Here is a 25,042-nt window from a genome sequence, read left to right as displayed (position 1 = left end):
GTCGGGGAGGGGGTTGGGTGGTGGGTGGGGGGTGTCCGGTGTGGCGGGGTGTCAGCCGGCCGGCCAGGTGATCGCGCTCTCCGGGACGGTGTCGTCCAGCCGTCGGACGGTGCCGGGCGGCAGCAGCCTCGACTCCTTCAGGCCGCGGGCGACCATGCGGGCCACCTCGATGGCGCCGTGGGGCCGGAAGTGCGTGTTGTCCTGTTTGCCGTCGGGGTGGTTCGGGTGTTCGCCGGGGGCGAGGTGGAGGAAGATCCTCAGGGTTCCGTCCGGGCCCAGGCGGTTCCATGCGGCGAGGCTCGTGGCCTGGATGTCGATCAGCGGCACGTTCTCGGCGGCGGCGAGGGCGCGCATCGCCTCGGGGTACTCCCCGTGGGTGGGTCTGGCGTGTCCGTCCGCGTCGAAGCGGCGTCTTTCGACGGGGGTGAGCAGGACGGGGCGGGCGCCGCGTGCGCGGGCGCCGTCGAGGTAGCGGCGCAGGTACTGCCGGTAGGTGGTGTGGGGGTGGGTGCCGCGGGTCGGGTCGTCGGTCTTCTCGTCGTTGTGGCCGAACTGGACGAGCAGCAGGTCGCCCGGTCCGATGGCCTCCAGGATCGGGGTCAGTCGGCCCTCGTCGTGGAAGCTCTTGGAGCTGCGGCCGTTGACCGCGTGGTTGGCGACCGTCCGGGCGCGGTGCAGGAAGAGCGGCAGGGCCATGCCCCAGCCGGTCTCGGGTGCGGCGTCGGCGGTCTTGGGGGCGGCGGTGGAGTCTCCGGCGATGTACACGGTGCCTCCACGGCCGGGTCGTTCGGGTTGTCCGGATCGTTCGGGTCCGTGGGCGAGCGCGGTGTGGGCGCCGGTCAGGGCGAGCGGGAGCGCGGCGAGCGCCGCAGCCGCGTGGCGGCGGGTGACGGGCACGGGATACCCCCTCGGTTCGGGTACCGGGTGTGGGTCGGGCGTGCGTGTGTGGGATGTGGAGGTGGAGGCGGGTGCGGCGGGGCGGGTGCGCCCCGCCGCGGTGCGCTGCCGCGGCGGTCCGCGGCGGGGTCTTCCGTGGGGTCTTGCGTGGGGTCTTGCGTGGGGTCTTGCGTGGGGTCTTCTGTCGGGCCGGTCGGGCCGGTGAGGCCGGTCGTGGGGCCGGTCAGCCCATCTGTTCCTTCCACTCGGCCTGCGCCGCGTCGAGCCTCTTGGCGAGGTCGTCGGCGAACTCCTTGGCGGTCATCTGGCCCAGGAGCAGCTTCTGGAAGTTGGGTTCGGTGTCGGCCTTGCTGATGCTGTTCCAGTCCGGCAGGTAGTACGGGAGCTGGACGATCCTGGTGTCCGGGTCGTCCAGCGACTCCATGGCCGTCTTGGTGGGCTTGGCCTTGCCGATCCACTCGTCGTCCGCGGCGTCGGTGTGGGCGGGGATGGCGCCGGCCGACTCGTTCCAGAGGCTGTTCATCTCCGCCGACGCGGCGAACTCGATGAACTTCCAGGCCGCGGCCTTGTTCTTGCCGGCCTTGAACAGCCCCAGCCCGTCGACCGGGTTGGAGACCATGGTGCGCGGGCCGCCGTCCTCGGAGGGCGGCATCGGCAGTCCGTCGATCTTCTCCTCGCCGAACGCCTTCACGTGGTCGGTGTAGGAGCCCAGGTTGTGCTGGAGCATGCCGACCTCGCCGCCGGTGAAGGTGGCGACCATCTTGGTGAAGTCGTTGTTCAGGTCGGCCTTGGGCGTGACCTTGTTGTACAGGGCGGCGTACTTCTCCAGGGCCTTGACGTTCTCGGGGGCGTTGACGGTGGTCTTGTCGCCGTCCCAGAAGCTGTCGATGCCGGACTGGGCGTACATCATCTCCAGCGCCTGGGCGATGGAGCCCGCGCCGCCTCGGATGGTGAAGCCGAAGCGGTTGTTCTTCTTGTCCGTCAGCTCCTCGGCGGCCTTGTAGAAGTTCTCCCACGTGGTGGGGGGCTCCAGGCCGGCCTTGTCGAACAGGTCGGTGCGGTACCACAGCACGCCCTGGTTGGCCGAGGTCGGGACGGTGAACAGTTCTCCGTCCTGACCGCCGGCGGCCTCGACGCTGTCGACCATGCCCTTGACCAGCTTGCCCTTCAGCGAGCTGTCCTCGATCCGGTCGGTGACCGGTTCGAGCGCCCCCTGGGCGACCATGTTGGCGAGGTAGGCGGTGCCGACCATGCCGACGTCCGGCAGGCTGTCGCCGCCGCCCTGGATGGCGGTGTCGTACTTGGACTGCACGTCGGCGATCGGTATGCCGACGTACTCGACGTCGATGTCCGGGTTCTCCTTCTCGAACTCGGCGATGATCTTCTTCCAGACGTCGGTGCGCACGCCACCGTTGTTGTCCCAGAAGACGATCTTGCCCTTGCCGTCTCCCTCGCTGCCGGCCTCGGTGCCCGAGTCGCCGCAGGCGGTGGCGGTGAGGGCGAGGGTCGCGCTGACGCCCAGGGCCAGCAGGGAGCGGATGCGGGCTCTGCGGCGGAGGTCTTGGTTCATCGTCGGCTCTTCTCTCGGTTCTCGGTCGTGCGGTTGCGTGGGTGCTGTGGGTCGTGTGAGTGCCGGGGTGGGTCGTCCGTACGGGTGGTGCGGGTGGTGCGGGATGGGTCGGTGGGTCCTCGTCCCCGGGACCCGGCGATCTCAGGTGACGCGGAAGCCGGTGAAGGCGGCGGTTCCGGCCGGGCCGCCGCCCTGGGGCGCGGTGGCGAACAGGCCGAGCTGGGCGCCGACCCAGCGCCAGGGAGTGGCGGCGAAGGGCGGACCGGAGGGGAGGAAGTCGGTGTCCTCCCCCGTGCGTGCGGAGAAGCGGCAGCGCGCGCCGGGGAGGATCTCCACGCGCAGCCGCGCGCGGCCGTTCGGGGCGGGCCGGGGGTGCGCGGCGTCCCGCTCGTGTTCGGCGACCGACTCGGCGAAGCGGTGCACCAGTCGGATGCCGGAGTCGTCCCGCTCCAGTCCGATCCAGGAGAACGCGTCGCCCAGGACGGCGAGTCCGGCCTTGGCGCCGGGCTCGTCGCTGTCCAGCCGCAGCTCGACCTCGACCACGCACGGGTCGCCGGGCAGCCGCTGGACCAGCACGTTGGGCAGTGCGCGCAGGTCGTGGGCGTCGGCGGTGCGGCGGCAGACCAGCCACAGGCCGTCGCCGGAGTGGGCGACCGTCCAGCCTTCCCCGTGGTTTCCCCGGTCGGATGCCAGGGGAGGGTTGGCCGTCCACGACCACTGGCGGCCGAAGCGTCCACCGGGGAAGTCGTCGTCGCGGGCGGGGACGGTGGTCTGCTCCACGGGGACGGGTCCGGTGTGGGCGGCGACGGGCTCGCCGTCGTTCCCGATCACCGGCCAGCCCGCCTCCTCCCCTTCGCCCTCGTCGGTCCAGCGCATCGGCTGGAGGTGCACCACCCGCCCGTAGGGGCCGCGGTGTTGGAAGTGGAGGAACCAGTCGCTGCCGTCGGCCGCCCGCACCCACGCGCCCTGGTGGGGTCCGTTGACGTCCGTGTCTCCCTGTTCGAGGACGACGCGCCCCTCGTAGGGGCCGAGGACGTTCCGCGAGCGGAAGGCGCCCTGCCAGCCGGTCTCCACTCCTCCGGCCGGGGCGAAGATCCAGTACCAGCCGGCGTGCTTGTAGAGCTTGGGGCCCTCCAGGGTGAACCAGCCGGGCAGCGCGTCGCCGTCCACGACCGTGCGGCCCGTGTCGAGGAGTTCCCGGCCGTCGGGGCTCATCCGGTGGCCGGTCAGCCGGTTCTTGATCCCGGAGCGGGACTTGGCCCAGGCGTGCACCAGCCAGGCGCGGCCGTCGTCGTCCCACAGCGGGCAGGGATCGATCAGTCCCCGGCCCGCCTTCAACAGGTGCGGTCTGCTCCACGGGCCGCGGACGTCCTCGGCGTTGACCTGGTAGATGCCGTGGTCGGGGTCGCCCCAGAAGATCCAGAAGCGGCCCGCGTGGTGCCTGATGGACGGTGCCCACACGCCGCAGTCGTGGCGCGGCGAGGTGAACGCCTGCTCGGGTTCCAGCCGTTCCAGGGCGTGGCCGATGATGCGCCAGTTCACCAGGTCGCGGGAGTGGAGGATCGGCAGTCCGGGCGCGCGGCCGAAGCTGGACGCCGTCAGGTAGTAGTCGTCGCCGACGGCGATGACGTCGGGGTCCGACCAGTCGGCGTTCAGCACCGGATTGCGGTACACCGGCACGCCGGTCTCGGGGGCCGGCGGGCCGGCGGGGGCGGGGGTCTTGGGGAGGGCCGTCACGGGGTCGTCTCCTCTCCGGTGAGGCGGGCGGCGATCCGGGCCGCCGCGGCGCGGTCCAGCCGGCCGTCGACGACCGCGGTGACCACGCGTCGGACGAGCCTCCCGCCCGGCGGCAGCGGCAGTCTGCGGTCCCAGGCCGGCGCGGAGCCCACGCCCGGGTACTCGGCGGCGCGCACGAACCACGGGTCGTGGCGGCCGGCGGCGTCCGCGCAGGCGAAGACCAGCGTCCAGGTGTCGGAGGCCATCGCCAGCCAGGGCGCCGGCGAGCCGTGCACCGCCTCCTCTCCGGTGGCGTCGGCGGTGAACACCTCGGGCGGGCGGGGGCCGATCGGCGGGCGCCAGAAGAAGCCGCCGTAGCCGGCGCCGGGCCGGCCGTTGGTCGCCGGGCTGCCGATGGACAGCGTCTCGGCGCGGACGTTGGTCAGTTCGGTGGTGAAGTCCAGCGCCCAGCAGGTGTCGTCCAGGGTCCGGGCGGTGACGGTGCGGCGCTCGGTGAGCAGCCGCGTGCCGTCGCGTTCCCAGGCGAGTTCCTCGGTGAAGCCGTCCTCGCCCCGGTGCAGCCACGCCAGGTGCCGTTGGCGTCCGTGGTTGTCCAACTCGGTGGGGCCCCGGCCGCGGACGAAGGTGCGTCCGCCCCAGAAGTTGGTGCCGGAGACGTCCGGGACGGCCATGCTCACCCCCAGGTGGTGCACGTGGTCGGCGGGCCGCAGTTCGGTGACGACCGTGCCGCCCAGGGTGCGGACGGGGTGGAGGTAGGGGCGGGGGGACTCGCGCTCGGCGAGGCGCGGCCGGTGCTCGTAGTGGGCCACGGTCCGTCCGCCGCAGCGCAGCGCCACGGTCTCGTCCGTTCCGGCGGGAGCGTCGGCCCGGGAATCGGCGTGGGGGTCGGCGTGGGGATCGACATGGACGGTGTCGGTGCGCGGCTCGGTCATGCTCCGGCCCCCTCTCCCCCGGGCTCCCCCACCGCTTCGCCCACCGCTTCGCCCACGGACACCGCGGGCACGGCCCAGTCGGCCCGCGGGCCGGCTTGGCCGGTCGGGCCGCCCTCGCCGGACAGTTCGGAGTACAGGGCCAGCCGCTCGGCGCCGGCGGCGACCAGGTCGTCGATGCCGGTGACGATCCGCCGCGCGGAGCCGACGCCGCCCCCCTCGGGCTCGGTCCGCCAGGCGTCCGCGGGCAGCGGTCGCGGATCGGGGGCGGTGCGGACGGCCTCCACCAGCCGCATGAAGGCGCCGGTGCGCTCGGGCGGCACCAGCAGCTCCTCCCCCTCGACCAGGTGGGCGACGAGGTTGCGCAGCAGGTCGGTGCGGGCGTGCTCGGTGGTCTCGGGCTCCCGGCCGCGGCGTTCCAGCCGGACGCGGTCCTCCTTGTACCAGAAGGTGATACGGCCCTCGGTGCCGTGGACGACGACGTACGGTTCGCCGGGCCGCTCCGCGCACAGTGTCACGGCGGCGGTGATCTCTCCCGCCTTGCCGTCGTGCGTGGTGCGGATGCGGACGCAGGAGGTGTCGTCGGCCTCGATGGCGTTGGCGCGGTACAGCTCCAACTCGATGCCGGCGACGTCCTCGGCACGGTCGCCGCCGTCGATGCGCAGCGCGGTCGCGACGGCGTGGGCGAGGGGGTTGGTGAGGACTCCGTCCACCACGTCCCGGCCGTCCAGTCTGCGCCGCCCGGCCCAGGGGGAGCGGGCCCAGTAGGCCAGGTCGCGGGACCACGCCCCGGCCGCTCCGATGCCCCGCACCTCGCCGATCGCGCCGTCGGCGACCAGGTCGCGGATGGCGGTGACGGCGTGCGAGCCCAGGGACTGGAAGCCGATCTGGCAGGCGACCCCGGCGGCCCGCAGCCCCTCGACCATCCGCTCGAACTCGGCGTAGGAGGGCGCGGGCGGCTTCTCCAGCAGCACGTGGACGCCGCGTTCGGCGGCGGTCAGCGCCAGGTCGACGTGGGTGTGGATCGGGGTGCAGATCACGGCGACGCGTGCGCCGGTGCGTTCCAGCAGGGCGGCGAGGTCGGTGGACTGTTCCAACTCGCCGAAGCCGTCCAGTTCCTCGGCGGTGAGGGGGTTCACCTCGCAGATCCCGACCGGTTCGACCAGGCCGCGCTCGGCGAGGAGGCGGATGTTCTCCAGGTGCCGGCGGCCGTGGCCGCGGGCGCCGGCGAGGACGACGGGCAAGGGGGTTCGCAGAGGAGGACGCGGAGAGGTCGGCAGGGGGGTTCGCAAGATGGTTCGCGAGGGGGTGGGAGCGGAGGAGGTCATCAGCCCTTCACCGCCCCCGCGCTGAAACCGGTGATCAGCCACTTCTGGATGAAGGCGAAGATGATCACCACGGGCACCGCGGCGACCACGCCGCCCGCGGCGAGCGCGCCGAGGTCCACGCTGTCCGCGCCGATGAGGGTGTTGAGGCCGACCGGGATGGTCTGCTTGTCCTGGGAGGAGAGGAACATCAGGGCGAACAGGAAGTGGTTCCAACTGTGCACGAAGGCGAAGGAGCCCACCGCGATCAGTCCGGGCCGCAGCATCGGCAGCACGATGGCCAGGAAGGCGCGTATCCGGGAGCAGCCGTCCACCCAGGCGGCCTCCTCCAGCGACTCGGGGACGTTCTTGATGAAGCCGCTGATGAGGATCATCGACAGCGGGAGCTGGAAGACCGTCTCCGCGATGATCACGCTCCACACGGAGTTGATGAGCTGGAGGTTGCGGAAGGTCTCGAACAGCGGGACGAGCATCAGCGCGCCGGGGATGAACTGCGAGCACAGCAGCGCCAGCATGAAGGCGTTCTTCAGGCGGAACCGGAAGCGTGCCAGGGCATACCCGCCGGCCAGCGCCACCACCGTGGTCATCACCATCGAGGCGATGCCGACATAGGTGCTGTTGAGGAAGTAGGTGCCGAAGCTCCGTTCGTTCCAGACCTTCTCGAAGTGCTCGAAGGTGACCGGCCAGGGCACCAGCGAGGTCGAACCGGCGGGGCGCAGCGCGAACAGCAGCATCCAGTAGAAGGGGATGAGCGTGAACAGCAGGTAGAGCCCCAGGGGGAGGAAGATCTGCCAACGCGGCGGCTGGTCGGCCGGCCGCCGCCGGCGCGTCCTCCCCTCGACCGGAGGCGGGGTCTCGCCGTCGGCCGGGGCGGGCACGTGGGCGCCCTTCTCTGCGAGTGCGGCGGTCACTTGTCGTCGCCTCCGAACTTGCTCAGGCGCAGGTAGAGGATCGAGCAGAACAGGAGGATCACGAAGGCCACGGTGGTCAGCGCGGAGGCGTAGCCGAAGTCGTGGCCCTCGATCCCGGTGTTGGCGACGTAGAGCGGGAGTGTCGTCGTCACGCCCGCCGGGCCGCCGCCGGTGAGGGTGTAGAGCAGGTCGACGTTGTTGAACTCCCACACCGCGCGCAGCAGCGTGGAGAGGATGATCGCGTCCTTCAGATGCGGCAGGGTGATGTGCCAGAACTGCCGGAAGCGGCTCGCCCCGTCCACGGAGGCCGCCTCGTACAGGTCCTTGGAGACGGACTGCAGGTCGGCCAGGATGAGGATCGCGAAGAAGGGGACGCCGCGCCAGAGTTCGGCCAGGACGGCCGCCCAGAAGACGGTGCCGGTGTCGGAGAGCACCGAGGTGCCGTACTCGCCGATGCCGACGTCGGCCAGGTAGCGGCTCAGGCCGGTGGAGGGGTTGTAGAGCAGGATCCAGATGGTGGTGGTGAGCACGCCGGACACGGCCCAGGGCGAGAAGACCAGGGCCCGGGCGATGCCGCGTCCCACGAACGTCTGGTTGACGATCAGCGCGAGCGCCAGCCCGAAGACGAGTTGGAGGGAGACCTCCACGACGACCCACTTGGCGCTGAAGGCGAGGGTCTGCCAGAACAGCGGGTCCTCGAAGAAGACCTCCCGGAAGTTCTCCAGACCCGCGTAGCCGTTCCGCCAGGGCTTGGTGACGTTGTAGTGCTGGAGGCTGTAGTAGATGACGCTGAGCATCGGGTAGGCGATGAAACCCAGCATCAGCAGGCCGGCCGGTGCGATCAGCAGATACGGCAGGCCGCGTTTCCCTGACGTGCCGGGTGTGCCGGGTGTGCCTGGCCTCCCTGACAGGGCGCGCTTCTTCGGCACGGCGGTGAGGGCCATTGCCGGGGCTCCGTTCTGTCGTCGAATGACTGTCGAACGTCGTTCGAGATGTCGGTGGGGATCGTGGGGCGCGTCGTGCGGTGCGGTGGCGGACGGCGCGGTGGCGCGCGTGCGCGGATCAGCCCGCGTAGGGCTCGGGGACCTCGCCGGGCCGGGCGAGGAAGGCGAAGTCGCAGCCGGTGTCGGCCTGGGTGATGTGCTCCTCGTAGAGCGCCCCGTAGCCGCGTCCGTAGCGCGCCGCCGGCGGTCGCCACCGGTCCCGGCGCCTGGCCAGCTCCGCGTCGTCGACCTCCAGGCGCAGGGTGCGCGCGGCGACGTCGAGGGTGATCAGGTCGCCGGTCTCCACCAGGGCCAGTGGCCCGCCCACGTGTGACTCGGGGGCGACGTGGAGGACGCAGGTGCCGTAGCTGGTGCCGCTCATCCGGGCGTCGGAGATGCGGACCATGTCGCGCACGCCCTGCTTGAGCAGGTGGTCGGGGATGGGCAGCATCCCGTACTCCGGCATGCCGGGTCCGCCCAGCGGGCCCGAGCCGCGCAGCACCAGCACGCTCTCGGCGGTGATGCCCAGCGCGGGGTCGTCGATGGTGGCCTGCATGGTGCGGTAGTCGTCGAAGACGACCGCGGGGCCGGTGTGCCTGAGCAGGTGCGGCTCGGCGGCGATGTGCTTGATGACGGCGCCGTCGGGGGCGAGGTTGCCGCGCAGGACGGCGATGCCGCCCTCGGTGGCCAGGGGGTCGTCGGTGGTGCGGATGACGTCGTCGTCGTGGACGAGCGCGCCGGCGATCTGCTCGCGCAGCGTGTCGTGGGCGACGGTGGGACGGTCCAGGTGGAGGTGCTCCCGCAGCCGGGAGAGGAAGCCGGGCATCCCGCCGGCGTGGTGGAAGTCCTCCATCAGGTACGCCCCGCCGGGTCTGAGGTTGGCCAGCACCGGGGTGGTGCGGGCGATCCGGTCGAAGTCGTCCAGGGTGAGGTCGACGCCGGAGCGTTTGGCCATGGCGATGAGGTGGATGACGGCGTTGGTCGAGCCGCCCAGCGCGCACACGCACGCGACGGCGTCCTCGTACGCCTCGCGGGTCAGGACGGTGGAGAGCCTGCGGTCGGTCCACACCATCTCCACGATCCTCAGCCCGGCCGCGGCGGCCATCCGGGCGTGCCCGGAGTCGACGGCGGGGATGGAGGACGCGCCGGGCATGGTGACGCCCAGGGCCTCGGCGGCGCCGGTCATCGTCGAGGCGGTGCCCATGGTCATGCAGTGGCCGGGCGAGCGGGCCAGGCCGCACTCCAGCTCGGCCATCTCGCAGTCGCCGATGAGTCCGGCGCGCTTGTCGTCCCAGTACCGCCACATGTCCGTGCCCGAGCCCAGGGTCTCGCCGCGCCAGTGGCCGCGCAGCATGGGTCCGGCGGGGACGAAGACGGTGGGCAGGTCGGCGCTGGCCGCTCCCATCAGCAGGGCGGGGGTGGTCTTGTCGCAGCCGCCCATCAGCACCGCGCCGTCCACCGGGTAGGAGCGCAGCAGCTCCTCGGTCTCCAGGGACAGCAGGTTGCGGTAGAGCATGGGGGTCGGCTTCTGGAAGGTCTCCGAGAGGGTGGAGACCGGGAACTCCAGCGGGAAGCCGCCGGCCTGCCACACCCCGCGCTTGACGGCCTCGGCGCGCTCGCGCAGGTGCTGGTGGCAGGGGTTGATGTCGGACCAGGTGTTGAGGATCGCGATGACCGGCTTGCCCAGGTGTTCCTCGGGGAGGTAGCCGAGCTGACGGGTGCGGGCGCGGTGGCTGAAGGAGCGCAGCCCGTCGGTGCCGTACCACCGGTGGCTGCGCAGTTCCTCGGGGGTCCGGCGGGGCCGCGGGGTGTGGTCGGTCGTCATGCCGGCCCCCAGGCGCGGACGATCTCGGCGATCCGCTCGCGCCGCTCGGCGGGCAGCGTCCTGCTCGGCGGGCGGACGTCCCGGCGGCACAGGCCCAGGGCGGCCAGGGCCTCCTTGACGACGGAGACGTTGTCGGCCGACTGCCGCTCGGCCCGCATCTCCTCGAAGGCGCGGATCCGCTCCCACACCTTCATCGCGGTGGTGTAGTCCCCCTCGCGCAGGGCGCGGAGCATCTCGACGGACACCTCCGGCGCGACGTTGACCAGGCCGGAGGTGAAGCCGGTGGCGCCGCAGGCGAAGTAGGAGGGGGCGTACAGCTCGGCCAGCCCGGCCACCCACACGAAGCGGTCCAGTCCGGCGTCGCGGGCGAAGGCCGCGAAGCGCGCGGCGTCCGGGACGGCGTACTTGACGCCGATGACGTTGGGGCACTCCTCGCCGAGCCGGGCGAGGGAGGCGCCGTCGATGAGGGGGTTGCGCAGGTAGGGCACGACGCCCAGGTCGGGGACCGCCTCGGCGACGGTGCGGTGGTAGTCCACCCAACCGCCTTGTGACATGTAGGGGTTGACGGGCTGGTGGATCATCACCATCCGCGCCCCGGCGTCGCGGGCGTGCTCGGCGGCGGCGATCGCGGTGGCCGGGTCGTGGCCGATGCCGACGACGATCTCGGCCGGCCGGTCGTCGCCGGAGGCGGTGTTCCCCGCGGCCTCCGCGACCTCGGCCACGGTCAGTTCCACCTCCAACCGCCGCTCCTCGGGCGTGAGGGAGTAGAACTCGCTGGTGTTGCCGTTGGGGGTGACGGCGCGGACCCCGGCGTCCAACAGCCGGCGGAGCAGGGCCCGGTAGGTGTCCGCGTCCAGGCGGCCCCGCTCGTCGAACGGTGTGACGGGGATGGCCACGACGTCGGCGAGAGCCGCTCGCAGGGGTGAGAAGTCCGTCATGCCTGACCTTCCTCGTTCTCTTCGGCCGGGAACGCCCGGCGGACGAATCCCTCGATGTGGTCGTGCAGCAGGCGTGCCGCACCGTCGGCGTCGCCGTCCAGGGCCCGGGCGAGGATCTCCCGGTGCTCCGCGGCCTCGCGCTCCCAGGAGGGCACGGCCTCCCAGGCGACGGTGGAGACCAGGGCCGCCTGGTCGCGCAGGTCGTCGAGCATCCGCGCCAACAGCGGGTTGTCGCAGGGCAGGTAGAGGGCGCGGTGGAAGTCCCGGTTCGCCAGCGACCGGTCGGCCCGGTCGGCGGCGGCGTCGGCCCGCTCCAGCGCGGCCCGGGCCCCGGACAGGTCCGCCTTCCCGGCGATGGTGCGGCGCAGCGCCTCCGGCTCCAGCAGCAACCGCACCTCGTAGACCGAGCGGGCCATGGCGGCGTCAACGGCGCGCACGGTGGCGCCCTTGTACTCGCTCATCACGACCAGCCCGCGACCCGCGAGGGTCTTCAGCGCCTCGCGGACCGGGGTCTTGGACACGCCGAACCGCGCGGCCAGCTCCGTCTCCACCAGTGGCTGCCCCGGCGGGAGTCGGCCGGTGAGGATGGCGTGGGTCAGGTGCTCCATGACGTACTGCGTCCTGGAGGGGACGGGTACCGGTGCGACACCGGTCAGGGGGGCTCTCATGCAAGCGGCTCTCAGGTCGGCTCTGGCTTGCGGCATACGGCACCGCGTCATATACGGCGTCTCGTATATGACGTATGACGTACGACGCGCGGTGGGACGAAAGTAGGGCGGCCCCCGGGCCCCGTCAACGGTTGTGACAGAACTTTCGGGGACCGCCCTGAAAGCGCTTACCGAGTGCGACGAACGACGGGCCCGCGGTCACGCGGAGCCGCCCCCGCCGTCCTCGCGCCGGGTCAGCCGAGCCGGGAGAGGGCGTCGCGGACCGCCTCCAGCTCCGCCGTGGAGGCCAACCCGACGTGGTAGAGGCGCAGTTCGTCGGCGCCCGCCTCCCGCGCGTGCGCGGCGTCCTCGGCCAGCCTCTCCGGGTGCCCGCCCATCCCCCGCACCACCGTCAGGTTGGCGGCGAGGACGGTGGAGGGGGTCCGGTGCGGGAGGAACGGCGCGAGCACCGCGGCCCGTTCGGCGTCTCCCCCGGTGCACGGCAGCACCACGCCGTCGGCCAGGTCGAGCGCCTCGGCGGGGTCCACCCCGACGTTGGCGCCGCAGCGGTGGGGGGCGGGATCGGCGTGCAGCAGCACCCGGAAGTCCGCCGTCGATCGGGCCTCGGCGGCCTTCCGCACGGCCGTGACGACCTCGTTTCGGAAAGCGCTCGCTGCCCGGTCGCGCCAGCTCGCCACCACTGCCGCGGCCTCCGCTCCCAGCAGTTCGACGACCGTCTCCCACTCCTCCTCGCGCCCTCCGGCGACGTCCGCGCGCTCTCCGGCCCACAGCGGCGCCAGGGCTTTGGCGACGGCGCGCCGCAGCCGCTCGGGATCGGCGCCGAGCGAGGCGTAGCCCGCCTCGCAGGTCGAACAGAAGCACAGCGACATCAGGTAGTGGCCGGCGCCGCCCAGCGGCACCCCGCCGATCTTGTCGTGGGCGTGCAGATGGGCCAGGCCGTACCAGCCGCAGGACTCCAGCTCCACACCGCGCGCGCCGGGACGCACGGCGGACTCGGCCGCCAGATCGGCGGCGTAGGCGCGCACCTCCTCCCGGGCGATGCAGGGCGCCCAGGGGTAGCGGTCGCCGTAGGCGTTGCGCACCGAGGTGTGGGGGTGCTCGGTGCCGAGCCGGGTGTTGTGGGCGAGGATCACCCAGGAGTGGACCTCCAGCCCGGCGTCGGCGAGCGCGGCGGCGGCCTCGCCGAACGGGTCGTCGCCCGCGACCCAGTCCTGCGCGTACGGGCGCAGCTCCCGGCCCTCCCAACGGGCCGGGTCCACCGGGTGGTAGACGGCGGAGTGCCGGGCCGTGACGATCCGGTGGCGCGGGTGGCGGGGGGTGAGCGCCCGGGTGGAGTGGTAGGCGGAGGCGAGGGTGACCCGGTGGACGCCGAGGTCGGCGATCCGGCGGGCGGCGTCCGGGTCGCCCACGACGTCCCAGGGGTAGACGAAGGCGGAGGCACGCATCGGCAGCTCCTTGATCGAAGGGTTCGAAGGTTTCGAAGGGTTCGAAGGGTGGATTCGGATGCGAGAAGGTCGGGCGAAGCGTAGAGCAGACGCCGAAGCGGCGGCAGGCGCCTCGGTCGCCGGGGTCCGGGTTCACGATGGTGGTGCGGATGCGCTCCGTTGAACACCGTCGCTGAACCCCGTCGAGCGTCCCCCGCTCCGGTCGACCTGGGAAGACGCGGCACACGACCTTCCGACCCGGTTCTGGTCAACCGCCCGATGCGGTCTCGTATGTGAACACCATTCACCCATCGATGCGTCGATGTCCGCCCCCGCGCCGTCCTGCCCACCCCGACGCGCGAGCCGCCGCCGACGTGCGACCACGCTCCGGACGGCCCGGAGTCCGCCGGGCGGCTCCCTCCCCGATGCCCCGGCCACCCGGCCGGGCCTGAACGTCCGTGCGGAAGGGCATGATGGTCCCCGAACGATCATCGAGGGGTATCGACGGGGAGGGGTCCACCATGGACGTCGTCAGCTGGCTGGTCCTGGGGCTGATCACGGGAGTCGTCGCCAAGGTCCTGCTGCCGGGCCGGGATCCGGGCGGACTGGTGGGCACGACGCTGATCGGCATCGCGGGGGCCTTCGTGGGCGGTTGGCTCTCGGCGACCTGGCTGGACCGTCCGGTGGAGCGCGACTTCTACGACCCGGCGCTGTGGGTCTCCGCCGTCGCCGGCTCGCTGGTGCTGCTGATCGCCTACCGCCTGCTGTTCGGCCACTCGCGCCCGCCCCGCTGAACGGGGCCGCCGGACGGGCCGGCGACACGCCAGGGAAGGCAAAGGTAATGGAACCGCAAAGCCGCTTCGTCCGTTAATCGGACCATGACTGCGATGACCCCCGGTTCCAACCTCCCCCTCTCCACGGCGCGCGTCGCGGTGGACGTCACCGCGCCGGTCCGGCTCGACGTGTCGGGCCTGCTGCTGGGCTCCGACGGCAAGGTCCGCTCCGACGACGACTTCGTCTTCTACAACCAGCCCTCCGGGCCCGGAGTGACCCACGCCGGCACCGGTGACGCCGACACGATCACCGTGGACACCGCGGCGGTGCCCGCGGACGTCCAGAAGGTGGTGGTCACGGCCAGCCTGGACGCCCCGGGCGCGACCTTCGCCGGGACCGAGCCCACCGCGACCGTCCGGGACGCGGTGAGCGGCGCGGTGGTGGCCACCTTCACCCCACCCCGGCTGGGGCCGGAGACGGCGCTGGTGGTCGTGGAGATCTACCGCCGGGGCGATGCGTGGAAGGTGCGGGCGGTCGGCCAGGGGTACGCCAACGGGCTGGCCGGCATCGCGACGGACTTCGGGGTGACGGTGGAGGAGCCCGCCGCGCCCGCCGCCCCGACGCCGGTCGCCCCTCCGGTCGCGCCCCCCGCACCGGCTCCCACACCGGCTCCCACCGCCCCGATGCCGCCCGCCGCGCCGGCGCAGGCCCCCGCTCCCGCGGGCGGGAGGATCAACCTCGACAAGGGCCGGGTGAGCCTGCGCAAGCACGAGACGGTCTCCCTGGTCAAGGGCGGCAAGCCGCTGCTGACCTCGGTACGGATGGGGCTGGGCTGGGAGCCCGCCTTCCGCGGCAAGAACATCGACCTCGACGCATCGGTCATCGCCTACGACCCCAACCGGAAGAAGATCGACAACTGCTACTTCGGCAAGCTCGCCATCCTGGGCGGGGCGATCCAGCACTCCGGCGACAACCTCACGGGCGAGGGCTCGGGCGACGACGAGACCATCACCGTCCACCTGGGTGGGCTGCCTCCCCAGGTCACGGGCCTGGTCTTCACCGTGAACTCCTTCTCCGGGCAGAAGTTCACCGAGGTCGCCAAGGCGTACTGCCGACTGATGGACGCCACCACCGGCGAGGAGCTGGTCCGCTTCGACCTCACCGACTCCGAGCCGCGCACGGGCGTGCTGATGTGCAAACTGATCCGCCAGTTCTCGGGCGAGTGGGAGATGACGGCGCTGGGCGACTACATCGACTCCCGCACGGTCCGCGGCATGGTCAAGCCGGGGGCGGCCGCGCTGTAGGGGCCGTGGACGGGTGGGAGCGGCCGAGAGCGGCTGGGAACGGGAGCGCCGCGGCGCGTCACCGTGTCCTGACGGCGTGATATCGGTCGCATCCGTGAACGGGAACCACGCCCCTCCGCACCGCATCCGGGATGGATGTTCGCAGGTCAGACACAATGTTGGCGATCCGTGACAAACTTTATGTTTGAATTACGCGGGTTGAGGGCATGGAAAGTGACCTGCCACTGTCATACCCAGCGCCTAGGCTGGTTCCATGTCCACCACTCCCGAGCAAGGAACCACTCAGCCCCGGCGTCAGACCCCTGCCCAGGCGAACGAGGCGCTTCGCGCCTTCGTACGCGCCCACGGCGACCGTCCGTGGACGCGGAAGGAACTGGCGGAGCTGGACAGGCTGCGGGTCCTGTGGCGGGAGGCCGAGCAGGAGGGGATGATCACCGCGGCGTGAGCCGCGTGTGACGACGGGCCCGCGGGGAAACCCCGCGGGCCCGCTCCGTGTTCGCTCCGCCGCGCCGAGGGAGGGCCCCGGCCCGGCGCCTCGGCCGCGTCCCGGTGACGCTCCGACCGCGGTGACGTCTGGGGCGCGTGTGGCGTCTGGGGCGTGTGACGCCCCGGCCCGCGTGCGGGGACGCCCGGCGGCGTCTCAGTGGCGCCGCCAGGGTCCGGTGACGGCGAGCATGATCCCCGGCTCCTGGATGCAGGCGAACAGCGTGCTGCCGTCGGCCGAGAAGCAGACGCCGGTGAACTCGCCGTACTCCGGCTCCTCCTCGGTGCCGATGTTCACCTCGTTGCGGGCGATCGGGAAGGTCCGGCCGCGGTCGTCGGCGCCCACCAGGTGCTGGAGACCCTCGCCGTCCTCGGCGATGATCACGCCGCCGTGCGGCGAGACCGTGATGTTGTCGGGGCCGTCGAACCCGCCGGGGGCCTGCGGGTCGCCGTTCAGTCCGAAGCGCAGCTTGAGGGTGAGGGTGCGGTGGCGGGGGTCGTAGAACCACACCTGGCCGTCGTGCGGCTGCCCGGGGCTGTCCATGTCACGGGCGTAGGAGGCGACCACGTACGCGCCCCCGTCGGCCCACCACATGCCCTCCAGCTTGCGGGCCCGGGTGACCTCGTCCCCGGTGAACTGCCGGCGGACGGGCACCTCCCGCGCGTCGCGGTCGGGGACGTCCACCCAGTCCACGCCGTAGACCGTGCCGGGCCGCACCGCGCGGGAGAGGTCGTCGACGAACCGGCCGCCGGAGTCGAAGCAGCGGAACGCCTGGAGGGTGCCGGCGTCGTCGGCGAGCGTGCGCAGCCGCCCCCGCCCGTGCCGGAACCCCTTCGGCGGCACCCAGCGGAACAGCAGGCCGTTGGGGTCGGAGTCGTCCTCCGTCAGGTACATGTGGCCGCGCCCGGGGTCCACCACGACGGCCTCGTGGTCGAAGCGGCCCAGCGCCTTGATCGGCCTCGGGTCGCGGTTGGCCCGCCGGTCGTGGGGATCGACCTCGAAGACGTAGCCGTGGTCCCGGGTCATGCCGTTCTCGCCGGCCCGGTCGGAGTTCTCCTCGCAGGTCAGCCAGGTGCCCCACGGGGTCACCCCGCCCGCGCAGTTGGTGGAGGTGCCGGCGATGCCGACCCACTCGGCGATCCTCTCACCGTCCTTGGAGACCTCCACGACCGTGCAGCCGCCCGAGGCGGCCGGGTCGTAGACCAGCCCCTCGGCGAGCGGGACGGGGTGCTCCCAGTCGCTCCGGGGCCCCTTCAGCTCGTGGTTGTTGACCAACAGCGTCCGGCCCCGGGGCCCGGCGAAGGCCGCGGTGCCGTCGTGCTTGGCGGGCGTGTACTCGCCGCTCTCCAGCCGGGTGACGCCGCAGTGGGTCAGGACGCGGTAGGTGAAGCCCGCGGGCAGGGCGAGCACCCCGTCCGGGTCGGGCAGCAGCGGGCCGTGGCCCAGGGGGCCGTCGTGGCCCGCCCCGCCGTCCTCTCGGTCCTTCCGGTCCGCCGCGCGCTCCTGGGTGCCGAACGCACCCGTTGCCCCGGCCAGGATGCCCGCACTGCCCGTGAGGGCGATCCCGGCACCGGCGACGACGGACCTCCTGCTGGGACTCACCCGGCTGACTGCGCTGCTGGTCGGCATCGTCTCTCCCGTCGGCTCGGATCGATGCCGACCACGATCCCGCTCCCCGGCGAACGCGAGTTGAACGCCGCCCGAATCCGTCCGCTCAGCCGCGCGACCGCGCCCTGTACGCCGCCCTGCGGGCGTCCTTGGCCACCCGCCGGTCGGGGTGGAAGCGGCTCATCGCCTCCAGCACCTCGCCGGTCGCCGGGTGGTCGACGCGCCAGGCCTTGTCGAAGAAGCCGCTGTGCTGGTCGACCAGACCGCGCATCAGGTCGCGCAGCTCGTCCGACCCGTCCCCGCCGCCCTCGGCCGCCAACTGCGCGGCCAGGGTGTCCACGGTGAGCCAGAACACCATCCCCTCGGACGGCGCCGGGACGTCCCCGAAGCCGCGCTCGGAGAGCCAGACCCGGGCCAGCCCTCCCAGGTGGTCGTCGTCGAGGACCTCGCGCAGGGCGGGTTCGGCCTCCACCCCGACGAGCGAGAGGGCCTGCTGGCAGGCCAGTCGGCGGCGCGGCGCGTCCGCGTCGTCCCCGCGGGCGGCGGCGAGGAGTTCGCGCGCGGCGTCCTGGGAGGTACGCCGGGCGAGCCACAGTTCGATCTCGGACCGGGCGGCCTCCTCGCCGTGCCCGGGCAGGGCGGCCAGCAGCGCCTCGGCGCTCTCCCCGGCGAGGTCGCCCACCACGGGGGCCGCCACGCCCGCGTCCAGCATCCGCCGCCGTACGGCGTACAGGCCGAGCGGGGTGAGCCGCACCATGCCGTAGCGGGCCACCTCCTCCTCGCCGAGGCCGCCGGACGGCGCACCGGTGTCCGCGTCGCCGTCGATCAGGGCGGTGTCCACGGGCCGGTGGGCGACGATCCCGGTCGGCTCCAGCGCCCGGAACCGCTCGTCCAGCCCGACCATCAGCGCCGAGATCTCCTCCAGGACGGCGTCGGTGGGGTGGTCCATGCCCACGGGGACGACCATCGAGGCGGCGAGCACCGGCAGCGGGACCATCGCCCCGGCCGTCACGGCGGGGTCGCCGGCGGTCATGAGGTAGAGGTTGCCGAGGGCGCTGTCGAGGTCGACGGCGCCCTCGGCACCGTCGGCGAGGACCGTCTCCAGGCCGTCGCGCCAGATCCGCAGCACGTCGGCGGGGGAGCCTCCGGTGAGCAGGGCCAGTCCCGCGCCCGGGGAGACCGGGCGCGGCGCGCCCGCCGCGTCCTCGGCGTCCCCGGTGCCCCCGGTGTCCTCGGGCAGCTCCACCAGGCCGGTGCCGACGGCCACCTCCCACGCCCGGGCGGCGTGCCTCGGGCCGTCCTCGTCCCCGGCGAGACCGAGGAGGGTCACGGCCTCCTCCAGCCGCTCGGCGGGGAGTCGGCCGCCGGCGCCGACCCGGACCCGTTCCCCCGCCCAGCGCGCGAGTCGGGCGGCGCGGGACACCATCGGCGAGGCGAGGGCGTCCCGCGCCAGTTCGGCTTCGGCGGGCAGCCGTACGGGGGGCACGGTGGGGCGGTCGTCACCGGTCATCTGAGGGGCGCTCCTCGGTGGGGGCGTTCGGGCAAGCACGCTGCCCCAGCGTAGACCGCTTTCACCACCGGCGTCCGGTTCACCGGATCTTCTTTCCCCGTACACCGGGGTCGCTTGACAAGTTCCCGCCGAAGACGGCACGTTACGCGCGTAGAAATCGTACGGTCCGAACGCTGTGCGAGCACCGTGCGACCAGCGCCACCAGCCTCGCCGACGACGGCCGGAAACGGGCCGCCGCCATCTCCCTCGCTCTCCTCGCCCGGCACCACCGCACCGCCCCGGAGGATCCTTTGAGAAGACCCTCGGCCCGTACCGCCGCGCTCACCGTCGCGGCCCTGACCTCGATCCTGCCGGCCGTTCCCGCCGTCGCGGCGGACGGGGGCGGCGACACCGTCCGCGTCCACGACGTCCAGGGCACCACCCGCGTGTCGCCCCTGGCGGGCGAGTGGGTGTCGGAGGTCCCCGGGGTGGTCACCGGCGTCCGCGCTCACGGCTCGCGCGGCTTCTGGATCCAGGACACGGCTCCCGACGACGATCCGGCCACCAGCGAGGGCGTCTTCGTCTACACCGGATCGGCCCCGACGGTGTCCGTCGGCGACCTGGTGAGGGTGTCGGGCACGGTCGACGAGTACCGTCCGGGCGGCGACTCCTCCGGCAACCAGACGGTCACCCAGATATCCCGGCCCCGGGTGACGGTGGTCTCCTCCGGCCACGCCCTGCCCGAGCCGGTCGTCCTGGACTCCGACACCGTTCCCGCCGCGTACGCGCCCCAGGGCGACCCGGCCGCGGGCGGCGGCGTCGAGGGTCTCGAACTGCGCCCCGACACTTACGCGTTGGACTTCTACGAGGCGCTGGAGGGCATGGCCGTCCGGGTCCGCGACGCCCGTGTGGTCGGCCCCAGCACCGCGCACGCCGAACTGTGGGTGACCGTCAGGCCCGAGGACAACCCGACCCGGCGCGGCGGCACGGTCTACGGCGACTACGCGCGGCCCAACCCCGGCCGCGTCAAGATCGAGTCACTGGTCCCCCTGGCCCAAGAGCCCTTCCCCACCGCGAACACCGGCGACGTCCTCTCCGGCGCCACCACCGGCCCCCTCGACTACGACCAGTACGGCGGCTACCTGGTGGCCGCCCGTGAGCTGGGCGCCGTGGTCGACGGCGGTCTGGAGCGGGAGCGCACCCGTCCCCGGCGCCCCGGCGAGCTGGCCGTCGCCACCTACAACGTGGAGAACCTCCACCCGGGCAACGACCAGGTGAAGTTCGACCGGTTGGCGCGCGGCGTGGTGGAGAACCTCGCCTCCCCCGACATCCTCGCCCTGGAGGAGATCCAGGACGACAACGGGCCCGAGAACGACGAGGTGGTGTCCGCCGACCGGACGGTGAGCCGGTTCGTCGAGGCGATCGTGGCCGCGGGCGGACCGCGCTACGACTGGCGCTCGATCGACCCGGTCGACGACGCCGACGGCGGCCAACCCGGCGGCAACATCCGCAACGTCTTCCTCTTCGACCCCGAGCGGGTCTCCTTCGTGGACCGGCCCGGCGCCGACGCCGGCACGGCGGTCGGCGTGCGGCGCGAGCGCGGCCGGGCCGTGCTGACCCACTCCCCCGCCCGGATCGCGCCGCACGACGCCGCGTGGGAGGACAGCCGCAAACCGCTGGCCGGCGAGTTCCGCTTCCGCGGCCGGACGGTCGTCGTGATCGCCAACCACTTCGCCTCCAAGGGCGGCGACCAGCCCCTCCACGCGGCCGTCCAGCCGCCGAACCGTTCCTCCGAGGTCCAGCGCGTGGCGCAGGCGAAGGTGGTCAACCACTTCGTGCGGCAGGTGCTGGCGGTGGAGCGGAAGGCGAAGGTGGTGGTCCTCGGCGACATCAACGACTTCGAGTTCTCCGCCACCACCCGCGCGTTGACCGCGGGCGGCGCGCTGCGCAGCGCGGTGCTCTCGCTGCCGCCGTCCGAGCGCTACACCTACGTCTTCGACGGCAACTCCCAGGTGCTGGACCAGACCCTGGTCTCCCCCGGCATCCGCCGCTTCGACTACGACATCGTCCACGTCAACGCGGAGTTCGCCGACCAGGCCAGCGACCACGACCCCCAGGTGATCCGCTTCCGGCCCTGACGCCCGCGCGACCGGCGGACCTCGGCCGTGCCGCTCCACGGGGGGAGCGGCACGGCCGACACGGTGCGCGGGCAAAGGCACGGCCGGTCGGACACTCGTATCGTTGGACCGTGCGGCTGCGCCGCCCGGCGCGCCGGGGAGGAGCGGCACACGATGACCGTCGAGCTCACCGACAGGATCGAGATGCCCGACAGCGGCGAACCCGGTCTGGACGAACTCTTCGACCTGCTGGAGCGGATGCCCGTCCCCGAGGGTTACAAGGCCGAAATCGTCGGGGGGGCCGTCCACATGTCGCCGCGGCGGGACGCGCACTGGGAGATCATCCGCAGGATCGTGCGTGCTCTGGAGGATCGGTTCGGCATGGACGTGAAGGTGAAGTCGGATGTGCGCATCGACTTCCCCGGTCATCTGAACGGCTTCGCCCCCGATGTCGCCAAACTCGGCGACGGAGCGGAGATGGTCCGCGAGAACGGGCGCCGCCGCTGGCGTCACCAGGACGTCGAGTTCGTCGCCGAGGTGATCTCCGAAGCCACCCGCCACAACGACTACGGCAGGAAGTGCGAGGCGTACGCCACCGCCGAGGTCCCCGTATACCTGATCGTCGATCCCTACACGGCGCGGTGTCACGTGTTCACCCGCCCCAAGGGAAGCGACTACCTCCGCCACACCACCGTTCCCTTCGGGGAGCCGGTCGACCTGACGGGCACCCCCGTCGACCTGGTCCTGCCCACCGGGGATTTCCCTCGGGAGGGAGAGGACGTCCGGCGCTGAGAGAGCTCCCGCCCCGGCGCCCCGCCCATGGAACCCGCCCATGGAATCGGTTGGACCGCCCGCGCCGGCGTGGGTCAGACTCGCCCCCATGTCCGACTCCCCCTTCGGCCGCGTCGCCGCGGCGATGATCACCCCGTTCGACTCCGACGGCTCCCTGGACCTCCCCGGCGCCCGGCGGCTCGCCGCCCACCTGGTGGACCGCGGCGGCTGTGACGCTCTGGTGCTCAACGGCACCACCGGCGAGTCCCCGACCACCTCCGACGAGGAGAAGACCGCGTTGGTGCGGGCCGTGGTCGAGGAGGTCGGCGACCGGGCCCGCGTCGTCGCGGGCGTCGGCACGAACGACACCCGGCACAGTACGGAGCTGGCGCGGGCGGCCGAACGGGCGGGCGCCCACGGCCTGTTGGTCGTCACGCCGTACTACTCCCGCCCCACCCAGGAGGCCATCGCCCACCACCTGTCCACCGTCGCCGACGCCACCGCCCTGCCGGTGATGCTCTACGACATCCCCTCCCGCACCGGCGAGGGCACCGCGCTGACCGTCCGGACGCTGACGCGGCTGGCGGAGCACCCGCGCGTCCGCGCCGTCAAGGACTGCGCGTACGACCTGATGAAGACGGCGACGGTGCTGGGCTCCACGGGGCTGGCGTACTACTCGGGCTGCGACGAGCTGAACCTGCCGCTGCGCGCGATCGGCGCCCACGGCTGCGTCAGCACGGTCGCCAACGTGGCCGGTCCCGCCGTACGCGGCGTCCTGGACGCCTTCGACGCCGGTGACCACGCCGAGGCCGCCCGGCGGCACCGAGCGCTCGTCCCGCTGGTCGACGCGATGATGTCCGAGGTGCCCGGCACGGTCGCGGTGAAGGCGCTGTTCGCGGCGGCGGGGCTGCCGGGCGGTCCGGTGCGTCCGCCGCTGCTGCCGGCGGACGAGGCGCTGACGCTGCGGCTGGCGGACGCTCTCCGGGAGGCCGTGGGGTAAGGCCGCGGGGCCGGTCCTCGGGGTCAGTCCGTGCCGTCCGCCGCGGGTGGGGTCGCCGTCGCGGGGCCCGCGCTCCCGTCGCCCGGCGCGCCGGCGTTCCCGTCCGCCCGGTCGTCCACCAGGTCCCGCGCCAGGAGGGTGGCGCCCGCCACCGCGCCCGGCATCAGGAAGACCGCGACCAGCGGCAGCAGGAAGGCCAGGACCAGCGGCACCCCGAAGCCGAGCGCGAGGGCCTTGCGCCCGCGCAGCAGCCGCAGCCGCTCCCGGACGGGGATGTCGCGGCGCTGGAGGGCGACGGAGGTGAGTTCCGCGGTGAGGAAGAAACCGGAGACGGCGAAGCCGAGCGCCGGGACGATCGTCTGGCCGATGACGGGGACGAAGCCGAGCACGAACAGCGGCACGGTGAGGACGGCCACCCGGAGCAGGATGTGGAGGCTGTCGCGGAGCGAGATCCACAGCTCGCGCCAGAGGGGGCGGTCGGGCCCCTCGGGGCCGCCGCCCTCGGACTCCTCGACCTTCTCCGACAGCGCCTCGTAGAAGGGGTCGCCGACGAGCAGGGCGACGGCGGTGAAGGTGAGCGCCGCCAGCAGCAGTCCCCCGGCGAACAGCACCACGGTGAACGTGCCGCGCAGCAGCCCCGGCCAGGGCGACTCCCAGTCGTCGGCGAACGGTGTGGCCCAGGCGGCCAGGTCGTCGGCCCAGAAGGCGAGGGCGGTCAGGGCCGCCGCGTACAGCACGAGGGTGATCAGCGCGGGCAGCAGCCCGAACCCGAACCACCGCCCGTTGCGCAGGACCCACTTCTGGCCCCGCCCCAAATACCGTACTCCGCTTCCGAGATCGCCCATGGCCGGAAAGGGTAACGGGCCCGCCACCCGGTGCGGGCGGCGGGCCCAAGGCCGCGGTCGAGCCGCGGTCGCGCGACCGATCGCGTGTCAGTTGTGGCTGTGGAGCGCCTCGTTGAGACCGCCCCAGGAGCCGGAGCGCTGGATGGCCTCGACGATCCCGGTCGTGGAGTTGCGGCGGAAGAGGAGGTTGCTCGCACCGGACAGCTCCAGCGCCTTGACGACCTGGCCGTCGGGCAGGGTGACCCGCGTGCCGGCCGTCAGGTACAGGCCCGCCTCCACGATGCAGTCGTCGCCGAGCGAGATGCCCAGGCCCGCCTCGGCGCCGAGCAGGCAGCGCTTGCCGATGGAGATGGTCTGCTTGCCGCCGCCGGAGAGGGTGCCCATGATCGAGGCGCCGCCGCCGATGTCGGAGCCGTCGTCGACGACGACGCCCGCGCTGATCCGGCCCTCGACCATGGAGGTGCCCAGCGTCCCGGCGTTGAAGTTGACGAAGCCCTCGTGCATCACGGTGGTGCCGGAGGCGAGGTGGGCGCCCAGCCGCACACGGTCGGCGTCACCGATGCGCACGCCCTTGGGGATGACGTAGTCGGTCATCCGCGGGAACTTGTCGACGCTGGTGACCGTGAGCTGCTTCCCGGCGGCGCGGGCGGCCAGACGGGCCTGCTCGATCCGCTCGACGGGAACGGGCCCGAGGTTCGTCCAGGCCACGTTGGCGAGGAGGCCGAAGACACCGTCGAGGTTCTGGCCGTGCGGCTTGACCAGACGGTGGCTGAGCAGGTGCAGCCGCAGGTAGACGTCGTGCGCGTCCAGCGGCTTGTCCTCCAGGGAGGAGACCACCGTGCGGACGGCGATGACCTCGACGCCGCGGAGCGGGTCCGGGCCCAGCGCCTGCGGCGCGGCGTCGCCCAGCAGCTCGGCGGCGCGCTCGGCGGTCAGCCGCTCGGTTCCGGCCGGGCCGGGCTCCTCGACCAGTTCGGGGGCGGGGAACCAGGTGTCCAGGACGGCCCCACCGTCGGAGGCGATGGTGGCGAGTCCGGCGGCGGCGGCGCCGGTCCTGCGGGGGGAGGGTGCGGGTGCTTCGGTCATGCTCAAACGCTAACCGGACGTGCTCCGCGAAGGCGAACCGGTCCACCGGCCGGACGCGCCCGCACGTGTCGGAACGGCACGGGCGACACGGGCGACACAAACGGCACAGGCGCCACGGACGGCACGGACGGCACGGACGCCACGGACCGCGCCCGAGCGCGCCGATCGCCGTCCGCGCTGTGAAGAGGAGATGGAGGGGCGATGGAGGATCGTCGGAGGAGGAGGATCCGATTCCCGATTGGTGACGGCAGGCCGCTTGAAGCGAGCGAACATCCCTAGGATGATCAGGCATTCCAGCGCCCGTGACGGACGTGGGTGGGCCCTGGCCTCACCAGAGCCGCGCTCGGCCCGCCGCCT

Annotated in this window: 21 protein-coding genes; 6 read left to right on the top strand and 15 right to left on the bottom strand. The window is 72.8% G+C overall.

The window, feature by feature from the left end:
• Window positions 1-51: 51 nt before the first annotated feature.
• The 11 genes from IF47_RS0104645 to IF47_RS0104595 form a co-directional block, all read right to left on the bottom strand.
• On the bottom strand, window positions 52-897 hold the full coding sequence (locus IF47_RS0104645) for a rhamnogalacturonan acetylesterase (RefSeq protein ID WP_031506845.1): 846 nt from the start codon (window positions 895-897) through the stop codon (window positions 52-54).
• A gap of 223 nt (window positions 898-1,120) precedes the next feature.
• Complete coding sequence (locus IF47_RS0104640; RefSeq protein ID WP_031506844.1) at window positions 1,121-2,467, bottom strand: ABC transporter substrate-binding protein; 1,347 nt, start codon at window positions 2,465-2,467, stop codon at window positions 1,121-1,123.
• Between the two features lie 141 nt (window positions 2,468-2,608).
• Window positions 2,609-4,147, bottom strand: coding sequence for a glycoside hydrolase family 43 protein (locus tag IF47_RS0104635; RefSeq protein ID WP_031506842.1), 1,539 nt, complete (start codon window positions 4,145-4,147; stop codon window positions 2,609-2,611).
• Window positions 4,148-4,200: 53 nt separating this feature from the next.
• Entirely contained in the window at window positions 4,201-5,136 is a 936-nt protein-coding gene (locus IF47_RS0104630; RefSeq protein ID WP_078591565.1) for a DUF6807 domain-containing protein, read from the bottom strand.
• Complete coding sequence (locus tag IF47_RS0104625; protein ID WP_078591564.1) at window positions 5,133-6,461, bottom strand: Gfo/Idh/MocA family protein; 1,329 nt, start codon at window positions 6,459-6,461, stop codon at window positions 5,133-5,135. The genes IF47_RS0104630 and IF47_RS0104625 overlap by 4 nt, the downstream gene beginning before the upstream one ends.
• A complete protein-coding gene (locus IF47_RS0104620) occupies window positions 6,461-7,369 on the bottom strand; it encodes a carbohydrate ABC transporter permease (protein WP_031506839.1) in 909 nt (302 codons plus the stop codon). Before IF47_RS0104620 ends, IF47_RS0104625 begins: the two co-directional genes overlap by 1 nt.
• Window positions 7,366-8,313 (bottom strand): carbohydrate ABC transporter permease, encoded by a 948-nt coding sequence (locus tag IF47_RS0104615; protein ID WP_031506838.1) that lies wholly within the window; start codon window positions 8,311-8,313, stop codon window positions 7,366-7,368. Before IF47_RS0104615 ends, IF47_RS0104620 begins: the two co-directional genes overlap by 4 nt.
• Window positions 8,314-8,431: 118 nt before the next feature.
• Window positions 8,432-10,177 carry an L-arabinonate dehydratase gene (gene araD, locus IF47_RS0104610; RefSeq protein ID WP_031506836.1) on the bottom strand — a complete coding sequence of 582 codons (1,746 nt, stop codon included), beginning with the start codon at window positions 10,175-10,177 and terminating at the stop codon, window positions 8,432-8,434.
• Window positions 10,174-11,115, bottom strand: coding sequence for a dihydrodipicolinate synthase family protein (locus tag IF47_RS0104605; RefSeq protein ID WP_031506835.1), 942 nt, complete (start codon window positions 11,113-11,115; stop codon window positions 10,174-10,176). The genes araD and IF47_RS0104605 overlap by 4 nt, the downstream gene beginning before the upstream one ends.
• Window positions 11,112-11,783: a GntR family transcriptional regulator gene (locus IF47_RS0104600; RefSeq protein WP_031506834.1), complete on the bottom strand. Its 672-nt coding sequence runs from the start codon at window positions 11,781-11,783 to the stop codon at window positions 11,112-11,114. Before IF47_RS0104600 ends, IF47_RS0104605 begins: the two co-directional genes overlap by 4 nt.
• Window positions 11,784-12,016: 233 nt before the next feature.
• Window positions 12,017-13,228 carry a hypothetical protein gene (locus IF47_RS0104595; protein WP_031506833.1) on the bottom strand — a complete coding sequence of 404 codons (1,212 nt, stop codon included), beginning with the start codon at window positions 13,226-13,228 and terminating at the stop codon, window positions 12,017-12,019.
• Between the two features lie 500 nt (window positions 13,229-13,728).
• On the opposite strand from IF47_RS0104595, the gene IF47_RS0104590 reads away from it, so the two are divergent.
• The 3 genes from IF47_RS0104590 to IF47_RS0104580 all read left to right on the top strand — a co-directional run bounded on the left by IF47_RS0104590 (window position 13,729) and on the right by IF47_RS0104580 (window position 15,730).
• Window positions 13,729-14,001, top strand: a complete 273-nt coding sequence (locus tag IF47_RS0104590; RefSeq protein WP_031506832.1) for a GlsB/YeaQ/YmgE family stress response membrane protein — start codon at window positions 13,729-13,731, stop codon at window positions 13,999-14,001.
• A gap of 93 nt (window positions 14,002-14,094) precedes the next feature.
• Window positions 14,095-15,285: a TerD family protein gene (locus IF47_RS0104585; RefSeq protein WP_031506830.1), complete on the top strand. Its 1,191-nt coding sequence runs from the start codon at window positions 14,095-14,097 to the stop codon at window positions 15,283-15,285.
• A gap of 253 nt (window positions 15,286-15,538) precedes the next feature.
• Window positions 15,539-15,730 carry a hypothetical protein gene (locus tag IF47_RS0104580; protein ID WP_031506829.1) on the top strand — a complete coding sequence of 64 codons (192 nt, stop codon included), beginning with the start codon at window positions 15,539-15,541 and terminating at the stop codon, window positions 15,728-15,730.
• Window positions 15,731-15,925: 195 nt separating this feature from the next.
• Here IF47_RS0104580 and IF47_RS0104575 read toward each other — a convergent pair whose 3' ends face one another.
• The gene (locus IF47_RS0104575) at window positions 15,926-17,398 is read right to left on the bottom strand and encodes an alkaline phosphatase PhoX (RefSeq protein ID WP_031506827.1); all 1,473 of its coding nucleotides are present in this window, start codon (window positions 17,396-17,398) and stop codon (window positions 15,926-15,928) included.
• A gap of 85 nt (window positions 17,399-17,483) precedes the next feature.
• Window positions 17,484-18,887 (bottom strand): hypothetical protein, encoded by a 1,404-nt coding sequence (locus tag IF47_RS0104570; RefSeq protein ID WP_031506826.1) that lies wholly within the window; start codon window positions 18,885-18,887, stop codon window positions 17,484-17,486.
• 290 nt (window positions 18,888-19,177) lie between these two features.
• Between IF47_RS0104570 and IF47_RS0104565 the strand changes: the two genes are divergently transcribed.
• The 3 genes from IF47_RS0104565 to dapA all read left to right on the top strand — a co-directional run bounded on the left by IF47_RS0104565 (window position 19,178) and on the right by dapA (window position 22,754).
• Window positions 19,178-21,004 carry an endonuclease/exonuclease/phosphatase family protein gene (locus IF47_RS0104565; protein ID WP_031506824.1) on the top strand — a complete coding sequence of 609 codons (1,827 nt, stop codon included), beginning with the start codon at window positions 19,178-19,180 and terminating at the stop codon, window positions 21,002-21,004.
• A 153-nt stretch (window positions 21,005-21,157) separates the two neighbouring features.
• Complete coding sequence (locus IF47_RS0104560; RefSeq protein WP_031506823.1) at window positions 21,158-21,775, top strand: Uma2 family endonuclease; 618 nt, start codon at window positions 21,158-21,160, stop codon at window positions 21,773-21,775.
• Window positions 21,776-21,863: 88 nt separating this feature from the next.
• Window positions 21,864-22,754, top strand: a complete 891-nt coding sequence (dapA, locus tag IF47_RS0104555; protein ID WP_031506822.1) for a 4-hydroxy-tetrahydrodipicolinate synthase — start codon at window positions 21,864-21,866, stop codon at window positions 22,752-22,754.
• 23 nt (window positions 22,755-22,777) lie between these two features.
• On the opposite strand, the gene IF47_RS0104550 is transcribed toward dapA, so the two are convergent.
• Entirely contained in the window at window positions 22,778-23,599 is an 822-nt protein-coding gene (locus tag IF47_RS0104550) for an EI24 domain-containing protein (RefSeq protein WP_078591562.1), read from the bottom strand.
• An 87-nt stretch (window positions 23,600-23,686) separates the two neighbouring features.
• The gene (gene dapD / locus IF47_RS0104545) at window positions 23,687-24,685 is read right to left on the bottom strand and encodes a 2,3,4,5-tetrahydropyridine-2,6-dicarboxylate N-succinyltransferase (RefSeq protein WP_031506820.1); all 999 of its coding nucleotides are present in this window, start codon (window positions 24,683-24,685) and stop codon (window positions 23,687-23,689) included.
• Window positions 24,686-25,042: the final 357 nt, after the last annotated feature.

It is taken from the genome of Streptomyces megasporus (genome assembly GCF_000718985.1).
GTDB classification, from domain to species: Bacteria; Actinomycetota; Actinomycetes; order Streptomycetales; family Streptomycetaceae; genus Streptomyces; species Streptomyces megasporus.
This window is presented reverse-complemented; position numbering and strand designations above follow the sequence as displayed.

Excerpts from the sequence above, each read along its gene's own strand:
- IF47_RS0104605 (WP_031506835.1), bottom strand. The coding sequence starts at position 11,115 with ATGACGGACTTCTCACCCCTGCGAGCGGCTCTCGCCGACGTCGTGGCC.
- IF47_RS0104615 (WP_031506838.1), bottom strand. The coding sequence starts at position 8,313 with ATGGCCCTCACCGCCGTGCCGAAGAAGCGCGCCCTGTCAGGGAGGCCA.
- IF47_RS0104640 (WP_031506844.1), bottom strand. The coding sequence starts at position 2,467 with ATGAACCAAGACCTCCGCCGCAGAGCCCGCATCCGCTCCCTGCTGGCC.
- IF47_RS0104630 (WP_078591565.1), bottom strand. The coding sequence starts at position 5,136 with ATGACCGAGCCGCGCACCGACACCGTCCATGTCGATCCCCACGCCGAC.
- IF47_RS0104595 (WP_031506833.1), bottom strand. The coding sequence starts at position 13,228 with ATGCGTGCCTCCGCCTTCGTCTACCCCTGGGACGTCGTGGGCGACCCG.
- dapD (WP_031506820.1), bottom strand. The coding sequence starts at position 24,685 with ATGACCGAAGCACCCGCACCCTCCCCCCGCAGGACCGGCGCCGCCGCC.
- IF47_RS0104560 (WP_031506823.1), top strand. The coding sequence starts at position 21,158 with ATGACCGTCGAGCTCACCGACAGGATCGAGATGCCCGACAGCGGCGAA.
- IF47_RS0104570 (WP_031506826.1), bottom strand. The coding sequence starts at position 18,887 with ATGACCGGTGACGACCGCCCCACCGTGCCCCCCGTACGGCTGCCCGCC.
- araD (WP_031506836.1), bottom strand. The coding sequence starts at position 10,177 with ATGACGACCGACCACACCCCGCGGCCCCGCCGGACCCCCGAGGAACTG.
- IF47_RS0104590 (WP_031506832.1), top strand. The coding sequence starts at position 13,729 with ATGGACGTCGTCAGCTGGCTGGTCCTGGGGCTGATCACGGGAGTCGTC.
- IF47_RS0104585 (WP_031506830.1), top strand. The coding sequence starts at position 14,095 with ATGACCCCCGGTTCCAACCTCCCCCTCTCCACGGCGCGCGTCGCGGTG.
- IF47_RS0104580 (WP_031506829.1), top strand. The coding sequence starts at position 15,539 with ATGTCCACCACTCCCGAGCAAGGAACCACTCAGCCCCGGCGTCAGACC.
- IF47_RS0104600 (WP_031506834.1), bottom strand. The coding sequence starts at position 11,783 with ATGAGAGCCCCCCTGACCGGTGTCGCACCGGTACCCGTCCCCTCCAGG.
- dapA (WP_031506822.1), top strand. The coding sequence starts at position 21,864 with ATGTCCGACTCCCCCTTCGGCCGCGTCGCCGCGGCGATGATCACCCCG.
- IF47_RS0104575 (WP_031506827.1), bottom strand. The coding sequence starts at position 17,398 with ATGCCGACCAGCAGCGCAGTCAGCCGGGTGAGTCCCAGCAGGAGGTCC.
- IF47_RS0104625 (WP_078591564.1), bottom strand. The coding sequence starts at position 6,461 with ATGACCTCCTCCGCTCCCACCCCCTCGCGAACCATCTTGCGAACCCCC.
- IF47_RS0104550 (WP_078591562.1), bottom strand. The coding sequence starts at position 23,599 with ATGGGCGATCTCGGAAGCGGAGTACGGTATTTGGGGCGGGGCCAGAAG.